General features: G+C 63.4%; 15 protein-coding genes. 5 read left to right on the top strand and 10 right to left on the bottom strand.

The annotated features are described in order from the left end of the window. Positions 1–6: 6 nt before the first annotated feature. Positions 7–1,890 (bottom strand): 2-oxoacid:acceptor oxidoreductase subunit alpha, encoded by a 1,884-nt coding sequence (locus IQ25_RS17385; RefSeq protein ID WP_144907545.1) that lies wholly within the window; start codon positions 1,888–1,890, stop codon positions 7–9. Between the two features lie 203 nt (positions 1,891–2,093). Between IQ25_RS17385 and IQ25_RS17390 the strand changes: the two genes are divergently transcribed. Continuing rightward, positions 2,094–3,047 (top strand): alpha/beta hydrolase, encoded by a 954-nt coding sequence (locus tag IQ25_RS17390; RefSeq protein WP_144907546.1) that lies wholly within the window; start codon positions 2,094–2,096, stop codon positions 3,045–3,047. Beyond that, the gene (locus tag IQ25_RS17395) at positions 3,044–3,535 is read left to right on the top strand and encodes an RNA pyrophosphohydrolase (protein ID WP_144907547.1); all 492 of its coding nucleotides are present in this window, start codon (positions 3,044–3,046) and stop codon (positions 3,533–3,535) included. The genes IQ25_RS17390 and IQ25_RS17395 overlap by 4 nt, the downstream gene beginning before the upstream one ends. A 91-nt stretch (positions 3,536–3,626) precedes the next feature. Here the strand turns inward: IQ25_RS17395 and IQ25_RS17400 are convergent, their stop codons facing one another. From IQ25_RS17400 to IQ25_RS17420, 5 genes are all read right to left on the bottom strand, one after another. Beyond that, positions 3,627–4,133 (bottom strand): tetratricopeptide repeat protein, encoded by a 507-nt coding sequence (locus IQ25_RS17400; protein WP_246415557.1) that lies wholly within the window; start codon positions 4,131–4,133, stop codon positions 3,627–3,629. A gap of 66 nt (positions 4,134–4,199) precedes the next feature. Beyond that, a complete protein-coding gene (locus tag IQ25_RS17405) occupies positions 4,200–5,387 on the bottom strand; it encodes an RsmB/NOP family class I SAM-dependent RNA methyltransferase (RefSeq protein WP_144907549.1) in 1,188 nt (395 codons plus the stop codon). 9 nt (positions 5,388–5,396) lie between these two features. Beyond that, positions 5,397–6,854, bottom strand: coding sequence for an IMP dehydrogenase (gene guaB / locus IQ25_RS17410; protein WP_144907550.1), 1,458 nt, complete (start codon positions 6,852–6,854; stop codon positions 5,397–5,399). Between the two features lie 69 nt (positions 6,855–6,923). After that, positions 6,924–8,465, bottom strand: a complete 1,542-nt coding sequence (locus IQ25_RS17415; RefSeq protein ID WP_258537064.1) for a M28 family metallopeptidase — start codon at positions 8,463–8,465, stop codon at positions 6,924–6,926. A 118-nt stretch (positions 8,466–8,583) separates the two neighbouring features. Beyond that, positions 8,584–9,369 carry a 3-hydroxybutyrate dehydrogenase gene (locus IQ25_RS17420; protein WP_144907551.1) on the bottom strand — a complete coding sequence of 262 codons (786 nt, stop codon included), beginning with the start codon at positions 9,367–9,369 and terminating at the stop codon, positions 8,584–8,586. 95 nt (positions 9,370–9,464) lie between these two features. Here IQ25_RS17420 and ypfJ point away from each other — a divergent pair, with 95 nt between their 5' ends. Beyond that, positions 9,465–10,325, top strand: a complete 861-nt coding sequence (ypfJ, locus tag IQ25_RS17425; protein WP_144907552.1) for a KPN_02809 family neutral zinc metallopeptidase — start codon at positions 9,465–9,467, stop codon at positions 10,323–10,325. Between the two features lie 73 nt (positions 10,326–10,398). Next, a complete protein-coding gene (locus IQ25_RS17430; RefSeq protein WP_181447270.1) occupies positions 10,399–11,061 on the top strand; it encodes a hypothetical protein in 663 nt (220 codons plus the stop codon). 9 nt (positions 11,062–11,070) lie between these two features. Here IQ25_RS17430 and IQ25_RS17435 read toward each other — a convergent pair whose 3' ends face one another. The 4 genes from IQ25_RS17435 to sdhC all read right to left on the bottom strand — a co-directional run bounded on the left by IQ25_RS17435 (position 11,071) and on the right by sdhC (position 14,552). Beyond that, positions 11,071–11,766, bottom strand: a complete 696-nt coding sequence (locus IQ25_RS17435; RefSeq protein WP_144907553.1) for a hypothetical protein — start codon at positions 11,764–11,766, stop codon at positions 11,071–11,073. 123 nt (positions 11,767–11,889) lie between these two features. After that, entirely contained in the window at positions 11,890–13,701 is a 1,812-nt protein-coding gene (gene sdhA, locus IQ25_RS17440) for a succinate dehydrogenase flavoprotein subunit (RefSeq protein ID WP_144907554.1), read from the bottom strand. Between the two features lie 3 nt (positions 13,702–13,704). After that, positions 13,705–14,088, bottom strand: coding sequence for a succinate dehydrogenase, hydrophobic membrane anchor protein (gene sdhD / locus IQ25_RS17445; RefSeq protein WP_144907555.1), 384 nt, complete (start codon positions 14,086–14,088; stop codon positions 13,705–13,707). Between the two features lie 38 nt (positions 14,089–14,126). Continuing rightward, positions 14,127–14,552 (bottom strand): succinate dehydrogenase, cytochrome b556 subunit, encoded by a 426-nt coding sequence (gene sdhC / locus IQ25_RS17450; RefSeq protein WP_144907556.1) that lies wholly within the window; start codon positions 14,550–14,552, stop codon positions 14,127–14,129. Between the two features lie 176 nt (positions 14,553–14,728). Here sdhC and bla point away from each other — a divergent pair, with 176 nt between their 5' ends. Further along, on the top strand, positions 14,729–15,586 hold the full coding sequence (bla, locus tag IQ25_RS17455) for a subclass B3 metallo-beta-lactamase (protein WP_144907557.1): 858 nt from the start codon (positions 14,729–14,731) through the stop codon (positions 15,584–15,586). The last annotated feature ends 5 nt before the right edge of the window (positions 15,587–15,591 follow it).

Consider the following 15,591-nt stretch of genomic DNA (forward strand, 5'->3'; position numbering starts at 1 on the left):
TAACCTTTATGCGAGCGCAGCTTCGATCGCGGCTTCGATTTCCGCGATGGTGAAGGGCTGGCCGCTGGTCTTGTTGAGCGGCTGGGCGTCGATCAGGAACTGGTCGCGCAGCACCGTCTTGAACTGGCCGGTGTTCATCTCGGGCACCAGCACCTTGTCGTAGGACTTGAGCAGGTCACCCAGGTTCGACGGCATCGGCCAGATGTGGCGGACGTGGACGTGGCTGACGTCGAGCCCCTTGCGGCGGGCGCGGCGCACGGCCTGATAGATCGGTCCGTAAGTGCTGCCCCAGCCGACGACCACGAGCTTGCCCGAGGCCTCGCCGTGGTTGACTTCCTGCAAGGGAATCGAGTTCGCAACGCCTTCGACCTTGGCCTTGCGGGCGTCGGTCATGATCTGGTGGCTGGCGGGCGAATAGTCGATGTTGCCGGTGCCGGGGTTCTTCTCGATGCCGCCGATGCGGTGCATCAGGCCAGCGGTGCCGGGCTTGATCCACGGACGCGCGCCCTTTTCATCGCGCGCGAAGGGCAGCAGTTCGCCGTTGGGGCCGTTCTTCTCTTCGAGGAACGTGACCGGGAAAGGCTTGAAGCTTTCGGGATCGGGCACCTTCCACGGCTCGGCCGCGTTGGCGATGTATCCGTCGGTCAGGAGCATGACCGGGGTCATGTATTCCACCGCGATACGGCAGGCCTCGATGGCGACCTCGAAGCAGTCCGAAGGGCTGCGCGAGGCGATAACCGGCATCGGCGCGTCACCATTGCGGCCATAGACTGCCTGATAGAGGTCCGACTGCTCGGTCTTGGTCGGAAGGCCCGTGGAGGGGCCGCCGCGCTGCGAGTTGACGATGACCAGCGGCAGCTCGGTCATGATCGCAAGGCCCATCGCCTCGCCCTTCAAGGCGATGCCAGGACCCGACGACGAGGTCACGCCCAGCTGGCCAGCATAGCTTGCGCCGATGGCCGAGGCGATTGCAGCGATCTCGTCTTCCGCCTGGAAGGTGGTGACGCCGTATTCCTTGAGCCGGGCAAGGTTGTGCAGGATCGCCGAGGCCGGCGTGATCGGATAGCCGCCAAAGAACATGTGCAGATCGGCAAGCTGCGCGCCCGCAACCAGACCAAGGCTGATCGCCTCTGCGCCGGTGACGGTGCGGTAAAGCCCTGCTTCGCTCTCGACCGGGGCGATGTGGTACTGCTTGAGCGGGCCCGACAATTCGGCAGTTTCGCCATAGGCGTGGCCTGCGTTCAATGCGGCGACGTTGGCTTCGGCCAGAACCGGGTTCTTGGCGAACTTGGCGTTCAACCAGTCAATCAGCGGCTGGCGGTCACGGTCGAACATCCACAGGGCAAGGCCCAGCGTCCACATGTTCTTGCAGCGCAGCGCTTCCTTGTTGCCAAGGCCGAAGGGCTTTACCGCCTCTAGCGTCAAAGCCGAGATGTCGAACGCCAGCAGTTGCCACTTCTCGAGGCTGCCATCCTCGAGCGGATTGACTTCGTACTTGGCCTTCTCGAGGTTGCGCTTGTTGAACTCGCCGGTGTCGGCAATGATCAGGCCACCGGCCTTCAATGCGCCGACGTTGGTCTTGAGCGCAGCCGGGTTCATCGCCACGAGCACGTCGGGCTGATCGCCCGCAGTATCGATCTCGGTCGAGCCGAAGTTGATCTGGAAGGCAGAGACGCCGAACAGCGTGCCTTGCGGCGCACGGATTTCAGCCGGGAAGTCCGGGAAAGTCGCAAGATCGTTGCCCGCAAGCGCGGTCGAAAGCGTAAACTGACCGCCGGTCAGCTGCATGCCGTCGCCCGAGTCACCGGCAAAGCGCACGACCACCGCTTCGGGAGCCTGCGTTTCCTTGCCGCCCGTCAGTGCGTCCGGTCCATCAACAAGTGTAGCCATATCGTCCTCTGCTGCGCCCGGGAGTTTCACCCAGTGCTGACACGCGCCTATGCCCCTCCCGTTCCGTTCGCAAAGAAGAAAAACTGCGCGTGACGAAAAATCCTCCTGCGCTCTTGATTCCTATCGCGCTTGCCAGTCAAGTTGCAAAAGCCAACTTACCGCGGTGTTTATAACGAATCCTGTCAACAGGGTGAGGAACAGTCATGACCGAGCAGAAGACCCATTACGTGCGCCCAGATGTCCAGGGCTTCCTGGCTTTCCTCAATGGCACCGATGCCCCGCCAATGAGCCAGCTCGGACTCGAGGCTGCGCGCGAGAGCTACCTCGCGATGGGCCAGCTGGCTGAGGCCGAGCCCCGCGAACTGGCCGTGATCCGGGACCTGACGTGCCCAGGACCTGCCGGTGACATTCGCTTGCGCCTATACGATCTGCGCGACACCCGCGAGCCCGGCCCCGCCGTGATGTTCTTCCACGGCGGAGGCTTCGTCATCGGCGATCTTGAAAGCCACCACAGTCTCTGCACCGAAATTGCCGCTGAACTCGACATGCCAGTTATCGCGGTCGACTATCGCCTTGCCCCCGAACACCCCTTTCCAGCCGCGCCTGATGATTGCGAGGCCGCCTCGCGCTGGGTTGCGGCGAATTCGGCTGTACTGGGCCGCGAGATAACCGGCCTGATCCCGATGGGTGACAGCGCGGGGGGCAACCTCGCCATCGTCGTCACGCAGGCGCTGGTCGAAGAGCCCGCCGCAGTGCCAGTGATCATGCAGGTGCCGATCTATCCTCTCTCTGACGACAAGCCCGACCACCAATCGTTCCTCGACTTCGCAGAAGGATATCTGCTGACAGCGGACACGATGCAGTGGTTCGCCAATGCCTATCAGGCGGTCACTGGCCACAAGCGCGCCTTTCCGATCTACGGCGAGCACTCGACCACGCCGCCAACGGTGCTAGTGACGGCAGGACTTGACCCGATTCGCGACAGCGGCCGGGTCTATGGTGCGGAACTGATCCGTGCCGGGGCCGAAGTCGTGTTCCTCGAGATGAAGGGCACGATCCATGGCTTCACCCAGGTGCGCAAGGCTATTCCGAGCGCGCAAGGCGACATGCAGTCCATCTTCAAGGCCGTAAGATTGCTGCTGGAAAGGTTGAAATGAGCGACGAATTTGCCGGGCTTCCCTACCGTCCCTGTGTCGGTGTCATGCTTGTGAACAGCGCCGGGCGCGTGTTCGTGGGCAAGCGGATCGACAACAAGGAGGTAAATGCGGACGCCTGGCAGATGCCGCAGGGCGGAATCGACGAAGGGGAAGAACTCCACCCCGCTGCCTTGCGCGAGCTTGCCGAGGAAACCGGCGTTTCACCCGATCTCGTGACCATTATCGCCGAAAGCCGCGAAGAACACTTCTATGACCTGCCCGATTTCCTGATGGGCAAGCTTTGGGGCGGCAAGTACCGCGGCCAGCGCCAGAAGTGGCTGCTGATGCGCTTTGCGGGCGAGGATACGGACATCAACCTCGAAGCCCACGAGCATGCCGAGTTCGAAGCGTGGAAGTGGGTCGAGCCCGAACTGCTGCCCGAACTGATCGTGCCGTTCAAGAAGCGGGTCTATCGCCAGGTGGTCGAGGAATTCCGCGATCTGATCTGAAGATCAGCGCCGCGCCCCCGCGAAAGCGGGGGTTTAGTCGGCTTGAACATCGACTTCCTGACAGCTCTGAGATCCCCTCCTGCGCGGGAAATCAGTTCGTCTCGACCTTTTCGGTCGGCATCACGGCCTGCGCCGAGACGACCTTGGGCGCGGGGCCGCGCGCGATGGCGGCGGAGAGTTCGGCGGTTTCGGCGCAAGTCTTGCCGCACAGGCCCTCGAGCCGGGCGAGATTGCGGCGGGCTTTTTCCAGCGCCCCCTTCTCGACCATCGCGCCGCCTTCGCCGGAAATGGCGACGACGTTGTTGGGTTCGCGCGAGAGAACCTCGCGGTAATAGTGGATCGCCTTGCCCTGCAGGCCATCACGGCGGGCGGCATCGGCCAGTGCCAGTAGCGTGGCATTGCTGGCCGGATCTATCGCAAGCGCAGCCTCGAAGCTGTCAGTGGCCGCCGAAACGTCACCCTTGGCCAGAGCCGCGCGGCCGTCCTTGAGCAGCATTTCGACGCGCGGATCAGACGATACCGGGTTCTTCGCCACACCCATGCTTCCGGTCACGCCGACAACCAGCGACAAGGCAAGAGCAAAGGGGGCGTAACGCATCAGCAACTCCTTGGGGTGTCTGCCTTGGCGCAGACCATTACTGAATGAACCATCGTCCATGACGCTTCAGTTAACACGGCGTACGAGCGTTGCGAAGAAAAACCCGTCCGTGCCATCCCCAAAGGGTGTAAGCCGGATGCCCTTGCCGCGCGGACATCCTGCGGGAAGCGGCGGCATGTCCACCTGCCAACCCGGGTTGACGGCAAGGAACGTATCGATCCGGTCGGGCCCCTCTGCATCGAGCAGCGAACACACCACATAGGTCAGGCGCCCACCGGGCCGCACCAGCGACGCGCCGATGCCCAGCACATTCGCCTGCATCGCGCAGTAGCGGTCTATGGCCTTCGTATCGAGCCGCCAGCGCGCTTCGGGATTGCGCCGCCATGTGCCGGTGCCGGAACAAGGCGCATCGATCATCACCGCGTCCGCCCTGCCCTGCCAGTCGGCGAGCATTTCAATCTCGCGCCCCGGATTGAGCAGGCGCGTCTGGACCAACACGCCCGCGCGCGCGGCACGCTCAGGCAAACGCGACAGGCGCGGGCGGTCGATATCGCAGGCGAGAAGCTCGCCCCGGTTTTCCATTGCCGCGCCGAGCGAAAGCGTCTTGCCTCCCGCTCCAGCGCAAAGATCGACCACGGCCTCGCCCGGCTGCACGCTCAGCGCCAGGCAGGCAATCTGGCTGCCCGCGTCCTGAACCTCGAACAGGCCTTCGGCAAACTCCGGCAAGCTTTCCACGGCCGTGCCTGATTGCAGCCGCAGCGCATGTGGGGCGATGGCGGGTTCCGCCTCCACCGGCAGACGGGCGCGAAGATCCTCGCACGAAATCTTGAGCGTATTGGCCCTGATATCGAGCGGTGCCCGGCCAAGCAGCGCCGCCCTTTCCTGATCATCAAGGCCCGAGGCCGCCAGACGCTCGACCAGCCAGCCCGGTGCGACGCCACCCGTGGCCATCGCCTCCCCCGCCTTGATCGGCGCTGGGCCATAGTTCGAACCGTCGAACAATGCGGTGAGCGCGGCATCGCCTTGCGCCACGCGGAGCATGGCAGCGCGCCCGGAAACCGGCACATCGCCGCATGCCCGGATGGCGCTCCACACCAGTTCGCGAATGGCGCGACGGTCCTTCGAGCCGACATAGCGCCGCGCCCGGAACCAGTCCGCTGCAATCCTGTCCGCCGACGCCCCCTGCCCCTTCGCCGCCGCGATCACCGCATCAAGCAGGTCGATCGCAGCCTGTACGCGCGCAGAAGGTGTCACCGGCCAGGCTCAGCCAGCCTTGTAATTTGGCGCCTCACGCGTGATCGTCACGTCGTGGACGTGGCTTTCGCGCAGGCCCGCATTGGTGATGCGCACGAACTGCGCGCGCTTGCGCAGATCCTCGATCGTCCTGCTGCCGGTATAGCCCATCGCGGCCTTCACGCCGCCGACAAGCTGGTGGACCACGTCCTTTGCCGGCCCCTTGTAGGGCACCTGACCTTCGATCCCTTCAGGCACCAGCTTCATCTGGTCCTTGATGTCCTGCTGGAAGTAACGATCGGCACTGCCGCGCGCCATTGCGCCGACCGAGCCCATGCCCCGGTAGGACTTGTAGGCGCGGCCCTGGTAGAGGAACGTCTCGCCCGGCGCTTCTTCCGTGCCTGCCAGCATCGAACCGATCATGACCGAGCTTGCCCCGGCAGCGAGCGCCTTGGCCGCATCGCCCGAAGTACGCAAACCGCCATCGGCGATGACAGGAACGCCGGACTTCTCCGCTTCCTCGGCGCACTCCATGACCGCGGTGAGCTGCGGAACGCCAACGCCCGCGACGATACGCGTGGTGCAGATCGAGCCGGGCCCGATGCCGATCTTCACGCCATCGGCGCCTGCGTCGATCAGCGAGCGGGTGGCTTCGGCAGTGGCAACGTTGCCCGCGATGACCTGGACGGAATTTGACAGCTTCTTGGCCGCTTCGACAGCGCGAGCGACATCGCGGTTATGGCCATGCGCAGTGTCAATAATGACAACGTCGCACTCCGCTTCGACCAGCGCTTGCGTGCGCAAAAGGCCCTTTTCGCCAACTGTGGTGGCGGCGGCGACGCGCAGACGGCCAGTGGCATCCTTCGTCGCGTTCGGGAAGGTCACGGCCTTTTCAATGTCCTTGACCGTGATCAGGCCGATGCACTTGAACGCATCGTCCACTACCAGCAGCTTCTCGATCCGGCGCTGGTGGAGCAGACGGCGCGCATCGTCACCGCTGGCGCCAAGCTTCACCGTCGCGAGGTTCTCGTGCGTCATCAGTTCGCGCACGGGCTGCTGCGGGTTATCGGCAAAGCGCACATCGCGATTGGTGAGGATGCCGACGAGCTTGCCCGAGGCTTCGACCACCGGAATGCCGCTGATCTTGTGCTGGCGCATCAGAGCCTGCGCCTCACCCAAAGGTGCGTCGGGCGCGATAGTGATCGGGTTGACCACCATGCCGCTTTCGAAGCGCTTGACCGCGCGGACCGCAGCGCACTGTTCCTCGATCGAGAGGTTGCGGTGAAGCACGCCAATGCCGCCAAGCTGGGCCATGACGATCGCCATGTCGGCCTCTGTCACGGTGTCCATCGCCGAGGACAGGATGGGGATGTTGAGCCCGATGCCGCGGGTCAGCCGCGTGCGCGTATCGGCCATCGAAGGCACGATGTCCGACTCGGCAGGACGCAGCAACACGTCGTCGAAGGTAAGGCCGAGAGGGATGTCCATGATGCGCGCCACTTCTGTGAGGTCCGGTAGATTCGTGGCGGCCCATGTAAACAGGAAGGTGCGGATGCGCTAGGGGGTATTCGGGCGCCTTGAAGGCGTGGTTCCCGACCTGCCCGGATAGCGCTTTGGATCGGCAAAGGCGCGAAGCAGTTCTACCTGCAGGTTAACGTCGTCGGCCATCCCGGCATAGTCGATCCCTGCCCCCGCCTGATCGCTTGGCCGGTGATAGGTGTCCTCCATGAAGCGCTCGATCCGGTCCATGTCACCATAGGAATTGCTCACCATGACCGTGGGCACATCGTGCTGCATCAGGATCCAGCTGTCCTGCCTTCGGATATAAGCGTTGGGACCATCGCCGGCCACGAGCTTGCGCTTCATGCGCTTGACGACATCGGCAATCAGCGGATCGAGCGGAGTCAGGCCCTTGCCAACCACGCCTATGGGACCGCCCGGCGGGACAAGCCCGGTGCTGTCGACATTGAACGCGGCGACGAAGCGATCAAGCGGGATCGGCGGGTTCTCGGCGAAGGCCATAGCCCCCAGCAGGCCCAGCTCTTCCCCAGTCGTCGCGAGAAAATAGACATCGCGCTCCATTGGGCGCCCGCGCGAGAGAATGCGCGCGGTCTCGGTCAACACGGCGAGGCCCGATGCGTTATCGATTGCGCCGTTGCAGATCACGTCCTCGGCAGGAGCGGCTCCGCATTCCCCGAAGTGATCCCAGTGCGCGATCATCAATACCGCGCCCGCCGCCGGATTGCGCCCCTCGAGCTTGCCGATAAGATTGTGCGTCTTGATCCGCGTCTCGCGGCTGGTCGCCTCGAACGTGCCGGTCAGCCCGAGTGGATAGGGGGCGAAGCCGGGCGCGGCTGCATCGTCGCGCAGCCGGGCAACGGTGGGACGCGCGGTTCCGGCGAGCAACAGGTCGGCGGTTGCCGGAGTGATGAATGCCTCGATCTCACTGCCGATCGTTTCACCCGACACGGCATAGCCGGCGCGGCGGCGGCGTGCGATGACGTCCTCGAGCCCGCGATGGTCGTCGAGCACCGTCAGCACGGCAAGAGCGCCTGCATCGAGCAGTTTGCCCGCGCGGTCACCGTTCTTGGCGGGGTCAGCGCCCTCAGGCAGGCTGTCGAGCATGACCACAACGCGCCCCGCAAGTTCTGCGCGCGGCAGTGCCGGAGTCGCCGCATGGCCGACGAACAGCATCGGCGCATCCTGCACCAGACTGCGTAGGCCCGAGGTCACTACAAAGACGCTGTCGGCAGGCAGGTTTACCCGCTTTCGCCCGCGCATGAAGCTGGCACGCGAAAGCACCGGTTCGCGCTCGACCAGTTCGACAGGGGCGAACCAGCCACTGCCGGGGATATTGGTGCCGGCCTGCATGCCGATGTCGAACCACTGCCGCGCGAGATAGCGCAGAGTCTTGGTCTCACCTTCGGTGCCGGGCTCGCGCCCATCGAAGTCATCGCTCGCCAGCGTTTCGACATGCACGCGCAGGGTCTGTTCGAGAGGCGTGGGCTTGCGAGGAGCGGGCCGCGCGGCGACGAGCATGAGCGCGCCGAGGAGCAAGGCCCCCGTCATCGCAGTCCGCAAGCCCCCAAAACGCTTCATCGCCGTCCCCAAACGCTTCGTCGCTCGCCCTTGCTCTCAAAAGCGCGAGCGCAGCGCAAGTTCCCAATTGACCGGGGCTGGATGAACAGAAGTTTACGCGGCGGCCTCGGAACCAGCCTTATTGCGCCACCCAGCCCCCATCGACGCTGTAGTTAGCACCGGTGATGTTGCGCGCCGCGTCCCTGCAAAGGAAGACAGCGAGGGCCGCCAACTCGTCAGGCTGGACGAACTGCTTGCTGGGCTGGCGCTCCAGCATGACGTCGTTGATCACCTGCTCGCGCGTCATGTTCCGCGCCTTCATCGTGTCGGGGATCTGGTTTTCAACCAGCGGCGTCCAGACGTAGCCGGGGCTGATGCAGTTGGCGGTAACGCCATCCGTTGCCAGTTCCAGAGCCAGCGTCTTGGTCAGCCCGGCAATGCCGTGCTTTGCCGAAACATAGGCGGCCTTGAACGGCGAAGCGGTGAGCGAGTGTGCCGAAGCCGTGAACAGGATTCGCCCCCAGCCCTTGGCCTTCATCCCCGGAATGCAAAGACGGCAAGCATCGAAGGCTGAGGTGAGATTAAGCGCGATGATCGCATCCCACTTCTCGACCGGAAAGTCTTCGACCGGAGCCACGTGCTGCATGCCGGCATTGTTGATCAGGATGTCGACTGCACCGAACTCTGCCATCGCTGTGGCGACCATGGCTTCGGTACCTTCGCGCTTGGTGAGGTCCCCTGCCGCAAAGATCGCCCGACCTCCGCTGGTCGCTGCCAGTTCCTCGCACAGCGCCTGGATCTGGTCTGGCTCACCAAACCCGTTCAGCACGATATCCGCGCCCTCAGCCGCCAATGCTCGCGCATAGGCAAGGCCGATGCCCGAGGTGGATCCGGTGATGAGCGCGCACTTGCCCTTCAGGAACATTCGATTACTCCGGGGTTTGTGGATGGATTGATCGCGCTGGCATCGCGGGCGGCTCGCCGCTTGTCCAGTCGCAAACGCAAAAAAGGGGATTGCCCATGCGGCTCGACGATTTCGACAGCTCCATCAATGTTCAGGATCAGCGTGGAGGCGGAGGGGGTTTTCCCTTTGGCGGCGGCGGCAAGGTTGGATGCGGTTCGATCGTCATTGCTCTGATCGCTGCCGTGGTGTTCGGGGTGGATCCGATGCAGATGCTTGGCTCCATGCAGCAGGGCCAGGTCTCGGCGCCCGTCGAACAGCAGGGCGGCGCATCGCTGGCTGAAAGCTGCACAGTCAACGAGTTCAGCAAGGAAAGCTGTAACGCGCTATCGTCGCTCAACAAAACCTGGGGCCCGCTGTTTAAGCAGGCCAACATCCCGTTTGAAGCGCCGACTCTGGTGTTCTATTCTCAGAATGGCCAGTCCGGCTGCGGCGCGGCGCAAAGCGCAATGGGGCCGTTCTATTGCCCGAGCGATAGCGGGATCTACATTGATACCGACTTCTATAGCGAGATGGACCGGCAGATGGGCGCAGGTGGTGACTTCGCCCGCGTTTACGTGATGGCCCACGAATACGGCCACCATATCCAGAGCCTGCTGGGCACATCGACCAAAGTCCGGCAGCTGCAGCAGCAAAGCCCGAGCCAGGCCAACCGCTATTCGGTGGCGCTGGAATTGCAGGCAGATTGCTATGCCGGTGTCTGGGCAGGCCGCAATCGTGACCGCATCGAGGCGGGCGACATCGAGGAAGGCATGCGCGCGGCGCACCAGATCGGTGACGATACGCTGATGAAGGCGGCGGGTCGGCGTCCGGTGGAAGATGCCTTTACCCATGGCAGCGCGGCACAGCGAATGCAGTGGCTGCGAAAGGGCCTTGAAACCGCCGACGAGGATCAGTGCGACACGTTTGCCGCGCTTTGAGTGATCGACGTTAACAATAATTCACGGAACCGAAAGGCTCTCTATGGCTTCCTTTGCTAAACAGGGGAAGCACATGAAGTTTACCAAGGCCCTTCGGTTCGCAACGATAATGCCTTGCACGCTCGTCGTCGCCGCTCCTCTATCTGCGCAGACCGCAGTATCGGAGGAGAAGGTGACGGCGGGTGATGTCGTTACCAAGCCACTCTCAGACTTCAACATCAAGAAGGATGAAGTTCCGGACGTTCTGGTGGCAGCCCGCAACAAGCCATATGATATGTCGGGGCTGAAGAAGTGCCCCGCGATCGCTGCTGAGGTGACAAAGCTCGATGCCGTTCTTGGCGACGATATCGATGTGGCACGCGATGACGGGAACTCCACGATCAAGATGGGCAACATTGCCAAATCTCTGGTCAGTTCACTAATCCCCTTCGGTGGCGTGATCCGCGAGATCAGCGGCGCAAACGCCCAGCAACGCAAATGGAACGAGGCGATTTATGCCGGTTCAGTGCGGCGCGCATATCTCAAGGGCATGGGCGAGCAACGCGGTTGCAAGTACCCTGCTCGCTCGGCAACGCCAAAGGACGTGTCGACGCTCTGGGCAGCTCGAGAAGCCGCCGAGGCGAATGCGAAGAGCGAAAGGAAGAAGGACGACGACAAGAAGGATTCGAAGGACAAGTCGGCTAAATCTGAACCCGCCCGTTTCGAGAGCAAGCCGGTCGTCCAACGGACGCAGTAAGGCCGCCCGTCAACCTTTGGCCTTGAGCTTCGCCATCTCGGCATCAAGCTCGTCCAGCACCTGTTTGCGGATTGAATCGGACAGGGATTTGTCACGGGCGATCTCGTCGCGCGCACGACGGATGCCATCCAGCGCTTCGGCCATGGCATGTTTCTCGATATCTGCCTCGCTGCCGCAAGTCCGGATGCGGACGCGTGTGACCTTTCCGTCCTTTTCCTCGGACGTATCGACATTGGCGAAGGCATTCTTGCCCTCGCAGTGCGGGCCATCCTCGGAGACGATGTCGGTCACGCCTTCGTTGTCGCCATCGATCACGATCACCCGCTGGATCCGCCGCTCCCCGTTGCCGGCGCCGGGATACACGGGCGAGATTGGCGGAACAGGCCGAATGCCCGCCTCTGCGCGAGCGATCTTTGCTTCGACGTCGGCATCGGACATCGGCTGGTCGCTCTTGAACACGAAGGTCTTACCGTCGCGGGTGACGGTGCGCACGTATTCCTGACCATCTTCCCCGCCATGCTTTTCGACGATGACGATCTGGTGCGCCATGCCCGGTTCGGGTGGCGCTGGAGGTGCAGGCGGTGACGGAGGTGCGGGCGGAGCTGGCATCTCCGCCATGCCTTGCGCCATGGCCCCTGCCGCCGTGACGACCAGCGCGGCCCCGGCGATCAGCGCCAGCTTCGAATGCTTCCAACCGTTCTTCATCGAACTGCCTCCCCAGGCTGCCCATTTTGAAGGGCCCCAAATGACTGATGCCGGAGTATCACACCCCGGCATCACATCATTTCAACTTCGACGAACCGCCGGTCCCAATGGACCAGCGTCAGGTCAGTACACGCGCTTCTTGGGCTTGATGTACTCGACGTCGTCGGTCAGCGTGTACTCGTGGACCGGGCGGTAATCGAGCTTGACCTCGCCGCCCTTGCCGCCCCAGCCGTTGAACCAGGCGGCGGTGTGCTTCATCCACTCGGCATCGTTGCGATCGGGGAAATCCTCATGCGCGTGGGCGCCGCGGCTTTCCTTGCGATTGTAGGCCGAATGCATCGTGACCGAAGCCTGGCTGATCAGGTTGTCGAGCTCCAGCGTTTCGACGAGGTCCGAGTTCCAGATCAGCGAACGGTCGGACACATGGATGTCCTCCATGCGCTTGTAGGTGTTGGCAAGCTTGACCTTGCCTTCGGCCATCAGCTCGTCGGTGCGGAACACCGCGGCGTGGGCCGACATCGTGCGCTGCATCTCGATGCGCACTTCCGCCGTGGGCGAGCCGCCCTTGGCATGGCGGAAATGGTCGAGGCGAGTCAGCGCGAGGTCGGCGCTGTCCTTGGGCAGCGAGTTGTGCGACGTGCCCGGCTTGATCAGTTCCTTGAGGCGCAGGCCAGTGGCGCGGCCGAACACGACAAGGTCGATCAGCGAGTTCGAGCCGAGGCGGTTGGCGCCGTGGACCGAAACGCAGGCAGCTTCACCCACCGCGAACAGGCCGGGGACGACCGTCTCGGGGTTGCCGTCAGCACCGATGGTGACGACTTCGCCGTGGTAGTTACAGGGGATGCCGCCCATGTTGTAGTGGACGGTCGGCACCACCGGCAAAGGCTGACGCGTAAGGTCGACACCAGCGAAGATCTTGCCGCTCTCGGTGATGCCCGGCAGACGCTCGGCCAGGACGCCTGCATCGATGTGATCGAGGTGCAGGTAGATGTGGTCCTTGTGCGGGCCGACGCCACGCCCTTCGCGGATCTCCATCGCCATCGAACGCGACACGACGTCTCGCGAGGCGAGGTCCTTGGCCGATGGGGCATAACGCTCCATGAAGCGCTCGCCCTCGGAGTTGGTGAGGTAACCGCCCTCGCCGCGCGCACCTTCGGTGATCAGCACGCCGGCACCGTAGATGCCGGTCGGGTGGAACTGGACGAATTCCATGTCCTGCAGCGGAAGGCCCGCACGCAGGACCATGCCGCCGCCGTCACCGGTGCAGGTGTGGGCCGAGGTTGCAGTGAAGTAAGAGCGACCGTAGCCACCGGTTGCAAGCACGACGGCGTGGCTGCGGAAGCGGTGGATCGATCCATCGTCCATGCACAGCGCGATGACGCCACGGCATTCACCGTTCTCCATGATAAGATCGATCGCGAAGTATTCGATGAAGAAGTCCGCATCGTACTTCAGCGACTGCTGGTACAGCGCGTGAAGCATGGCGTGGCCGGTACGGTCAGCCGCGGCGCAGGTGCGCTGGACCGGCGGGCCTTCGCCCATGTTCTGCATGTGGCCGCCGAACGGACGCTGATAGATCGTGCCTTCGGGGTTGCGGCTGAACGGCACGCCAGCGTGCTCAAGCTCGTAAACCGCAGCAGGCGCTTCGCGCACCATGTATTCGATGGCGTCCTGGTCACCCAGCCAGTCCGACCCCTTGACGGTGTCGTACATGTGCCAGGTCCAGTGATCCGGCGAATTGTTGCCGAGCGAGGCAGCGATGCCGCCCTGCGCCGCAACGGTGTGCGACCGGGTCGGGAAGACCTTGGTGATGCAGGCGGTGCGCAGGCCGGCCTGGGCCGAACCCATGGTGGCGCGCAGGCCCGAACCGCCGGCACCGACGACGACGGTGTCGTAGGTGTGGTCGATGATCTTGTAGGCAGGCTGAGTCGTCATGTCTTATGCGCCCCCGAGCGCAATGCGCAGAACCGAAAGAATGCCGAAGGCGGCAGCCGCGAAGGGCACGATGTTGACCAGCAGCCAGGCCGCGATCTTGCCACCTTCCTCGTGGACATAATCCTCGAGCATGACCTGGACGCCCATACGGGCATGGGTGAAGGTGTTGATCATGATCAGGATCAGCGCGATCGATGGCAGCGGCCGGGCGACCCAGCCACGCACGGTAGCGTAGGCATAGTCGGGCAGCAGTGCGAGGCTGACGATCAGAAACGGAATCAGGACGAGGTTACCCACGGCGGTAAGCCGTGCGGTGAGCCAGTGATGCGTGCCTTCGTGGCTGGAGCCCAGCCCGCGAACGCGACCGATGGAGGTGCCGTTACCCATGGGAGTAAGCCTTCCTTGCTTGCGGTTCGTGCCGGCGCTCAGCGCAGCAGCACGAAAGCCCAGAATGCGATGGTGAGAAGGACCGAGATGACGATCGTCAGACTCGACCAACGGGCGTTGGTTTCAAGTTCGTAACCCGCGCCGACATCAAGGATCAGGTGGCGGATACCCGATGCGGCGTGCTGGAAGAACGCCCAGGTCAAGCCGACGAGCACGACCTTGCCCAGAATCGCGGTCACGGTCTGAAGTCCGCCGCCGGTACCGAGCCAGACATAGTCCAGGAAGGTCTGATAGGCTTCCGCCCCGCTTGCCAGAGCACCGATCCACCACAGCAGCAGCCCGAGTCCTGCAAATGCAAGGCCATTGCCGGTGACGCGGTGCAGGATCGAAACCAGCATGGCCGGGCCCCAGCGCCAGATCTGGAGATGCGGAGAAATCGGCCGTGCCTTGCGCGCCTGCGCCATGAACATACCCCCTCGACTAGGTATAGGAACGCAAGGGTGCCCCTGCGATGAATGCCGAGTCCTATTAGTCGAAAAGACCCGGCGTGCAAGCGTATGCGGGATGTAAAAAAGGACAGCCCGAAACTGCTCCACCCTCGGCGGTTGCGCTGGGGTAAAGCGCTGCCTAGACGGAGGCCATGACCATATCCACCCTGATCGCTCTTGCCGCTGCCGCACAGCCGCTCCCGTCCTCTGGCGTCACGGGGCAGGAACTGCTGCAGTCGTGTGAAGGCAAGCAGTCCTTCACCGACCTTGCCCCGCCTGCCCATGTCTTTGGCAACGTATGGTATGTGGGCACCTGCGCGGTGACAGTCCTCCTTGTTACTTCGCCAGAAGGGCACGTGCTCATCGATGCAGGAATGGCGGAGACGGCTACCGATGTGGTGGCGAATATCCGCCGCCTCGGCTTCGACCCGCGCGACATAAAGTGGATCGTTTCGAGCCATGAGCATTTCGATCACATCGGTGGCCTTTCGGCGCTCGAAAAGCTGACAGGCGCGAAGTTCGCCGCGACAGCGGAGGCGGCCAAGGTCATTCGCAGCGGCAAGATCAGCCCGTCCGATCCGCAGGCGCAGGAAATCCATGGCAGCAAGCCTGCCCGCGTCGATCGTATCATCAGCACCGGCGACGTCGTCAGCGTGGGCCCGATCCGCCTCACCGCCTTTGCCACGCCCGGCCACACCGAAGGCTCGACAAGCTGGCACTGGACATCGTGCGAAGGTCAGCTTTGCCGCACCATCACATATGTGGACAGCGTGACCGCCCTGCCCCTCGGCACTTACCGTTTCACTGACCATCCCAAGCGGGTCGCCATGTTCCGCAACACCTTTGCGCAAGTGGAGGCGCTGGAATGCGGCATCCTGCTGACCCCGCACCCCGGAGCGAGCGCGATGTTCGAGCGCATGGGCGGGGCAGAGCCGCTCGAAGACTCAAAGGCTTGCAAGGCATTGGCCGGACGCGCGCGCGCGCAGCTCGACAAGGCCCTGACAAAGTGAGTGCG

It is taken from the genome of Novosphingobium taihuense (assembly GCF_007830315.1).
In the GTDB taxonomy this organism is placed as follows: Bacteria; Pseudomonadota; Alphaproteobacteria; order Sphingomonadales; family Sphingomonadaceae; genus Novosphingobium; species Novosphingobium taihuense.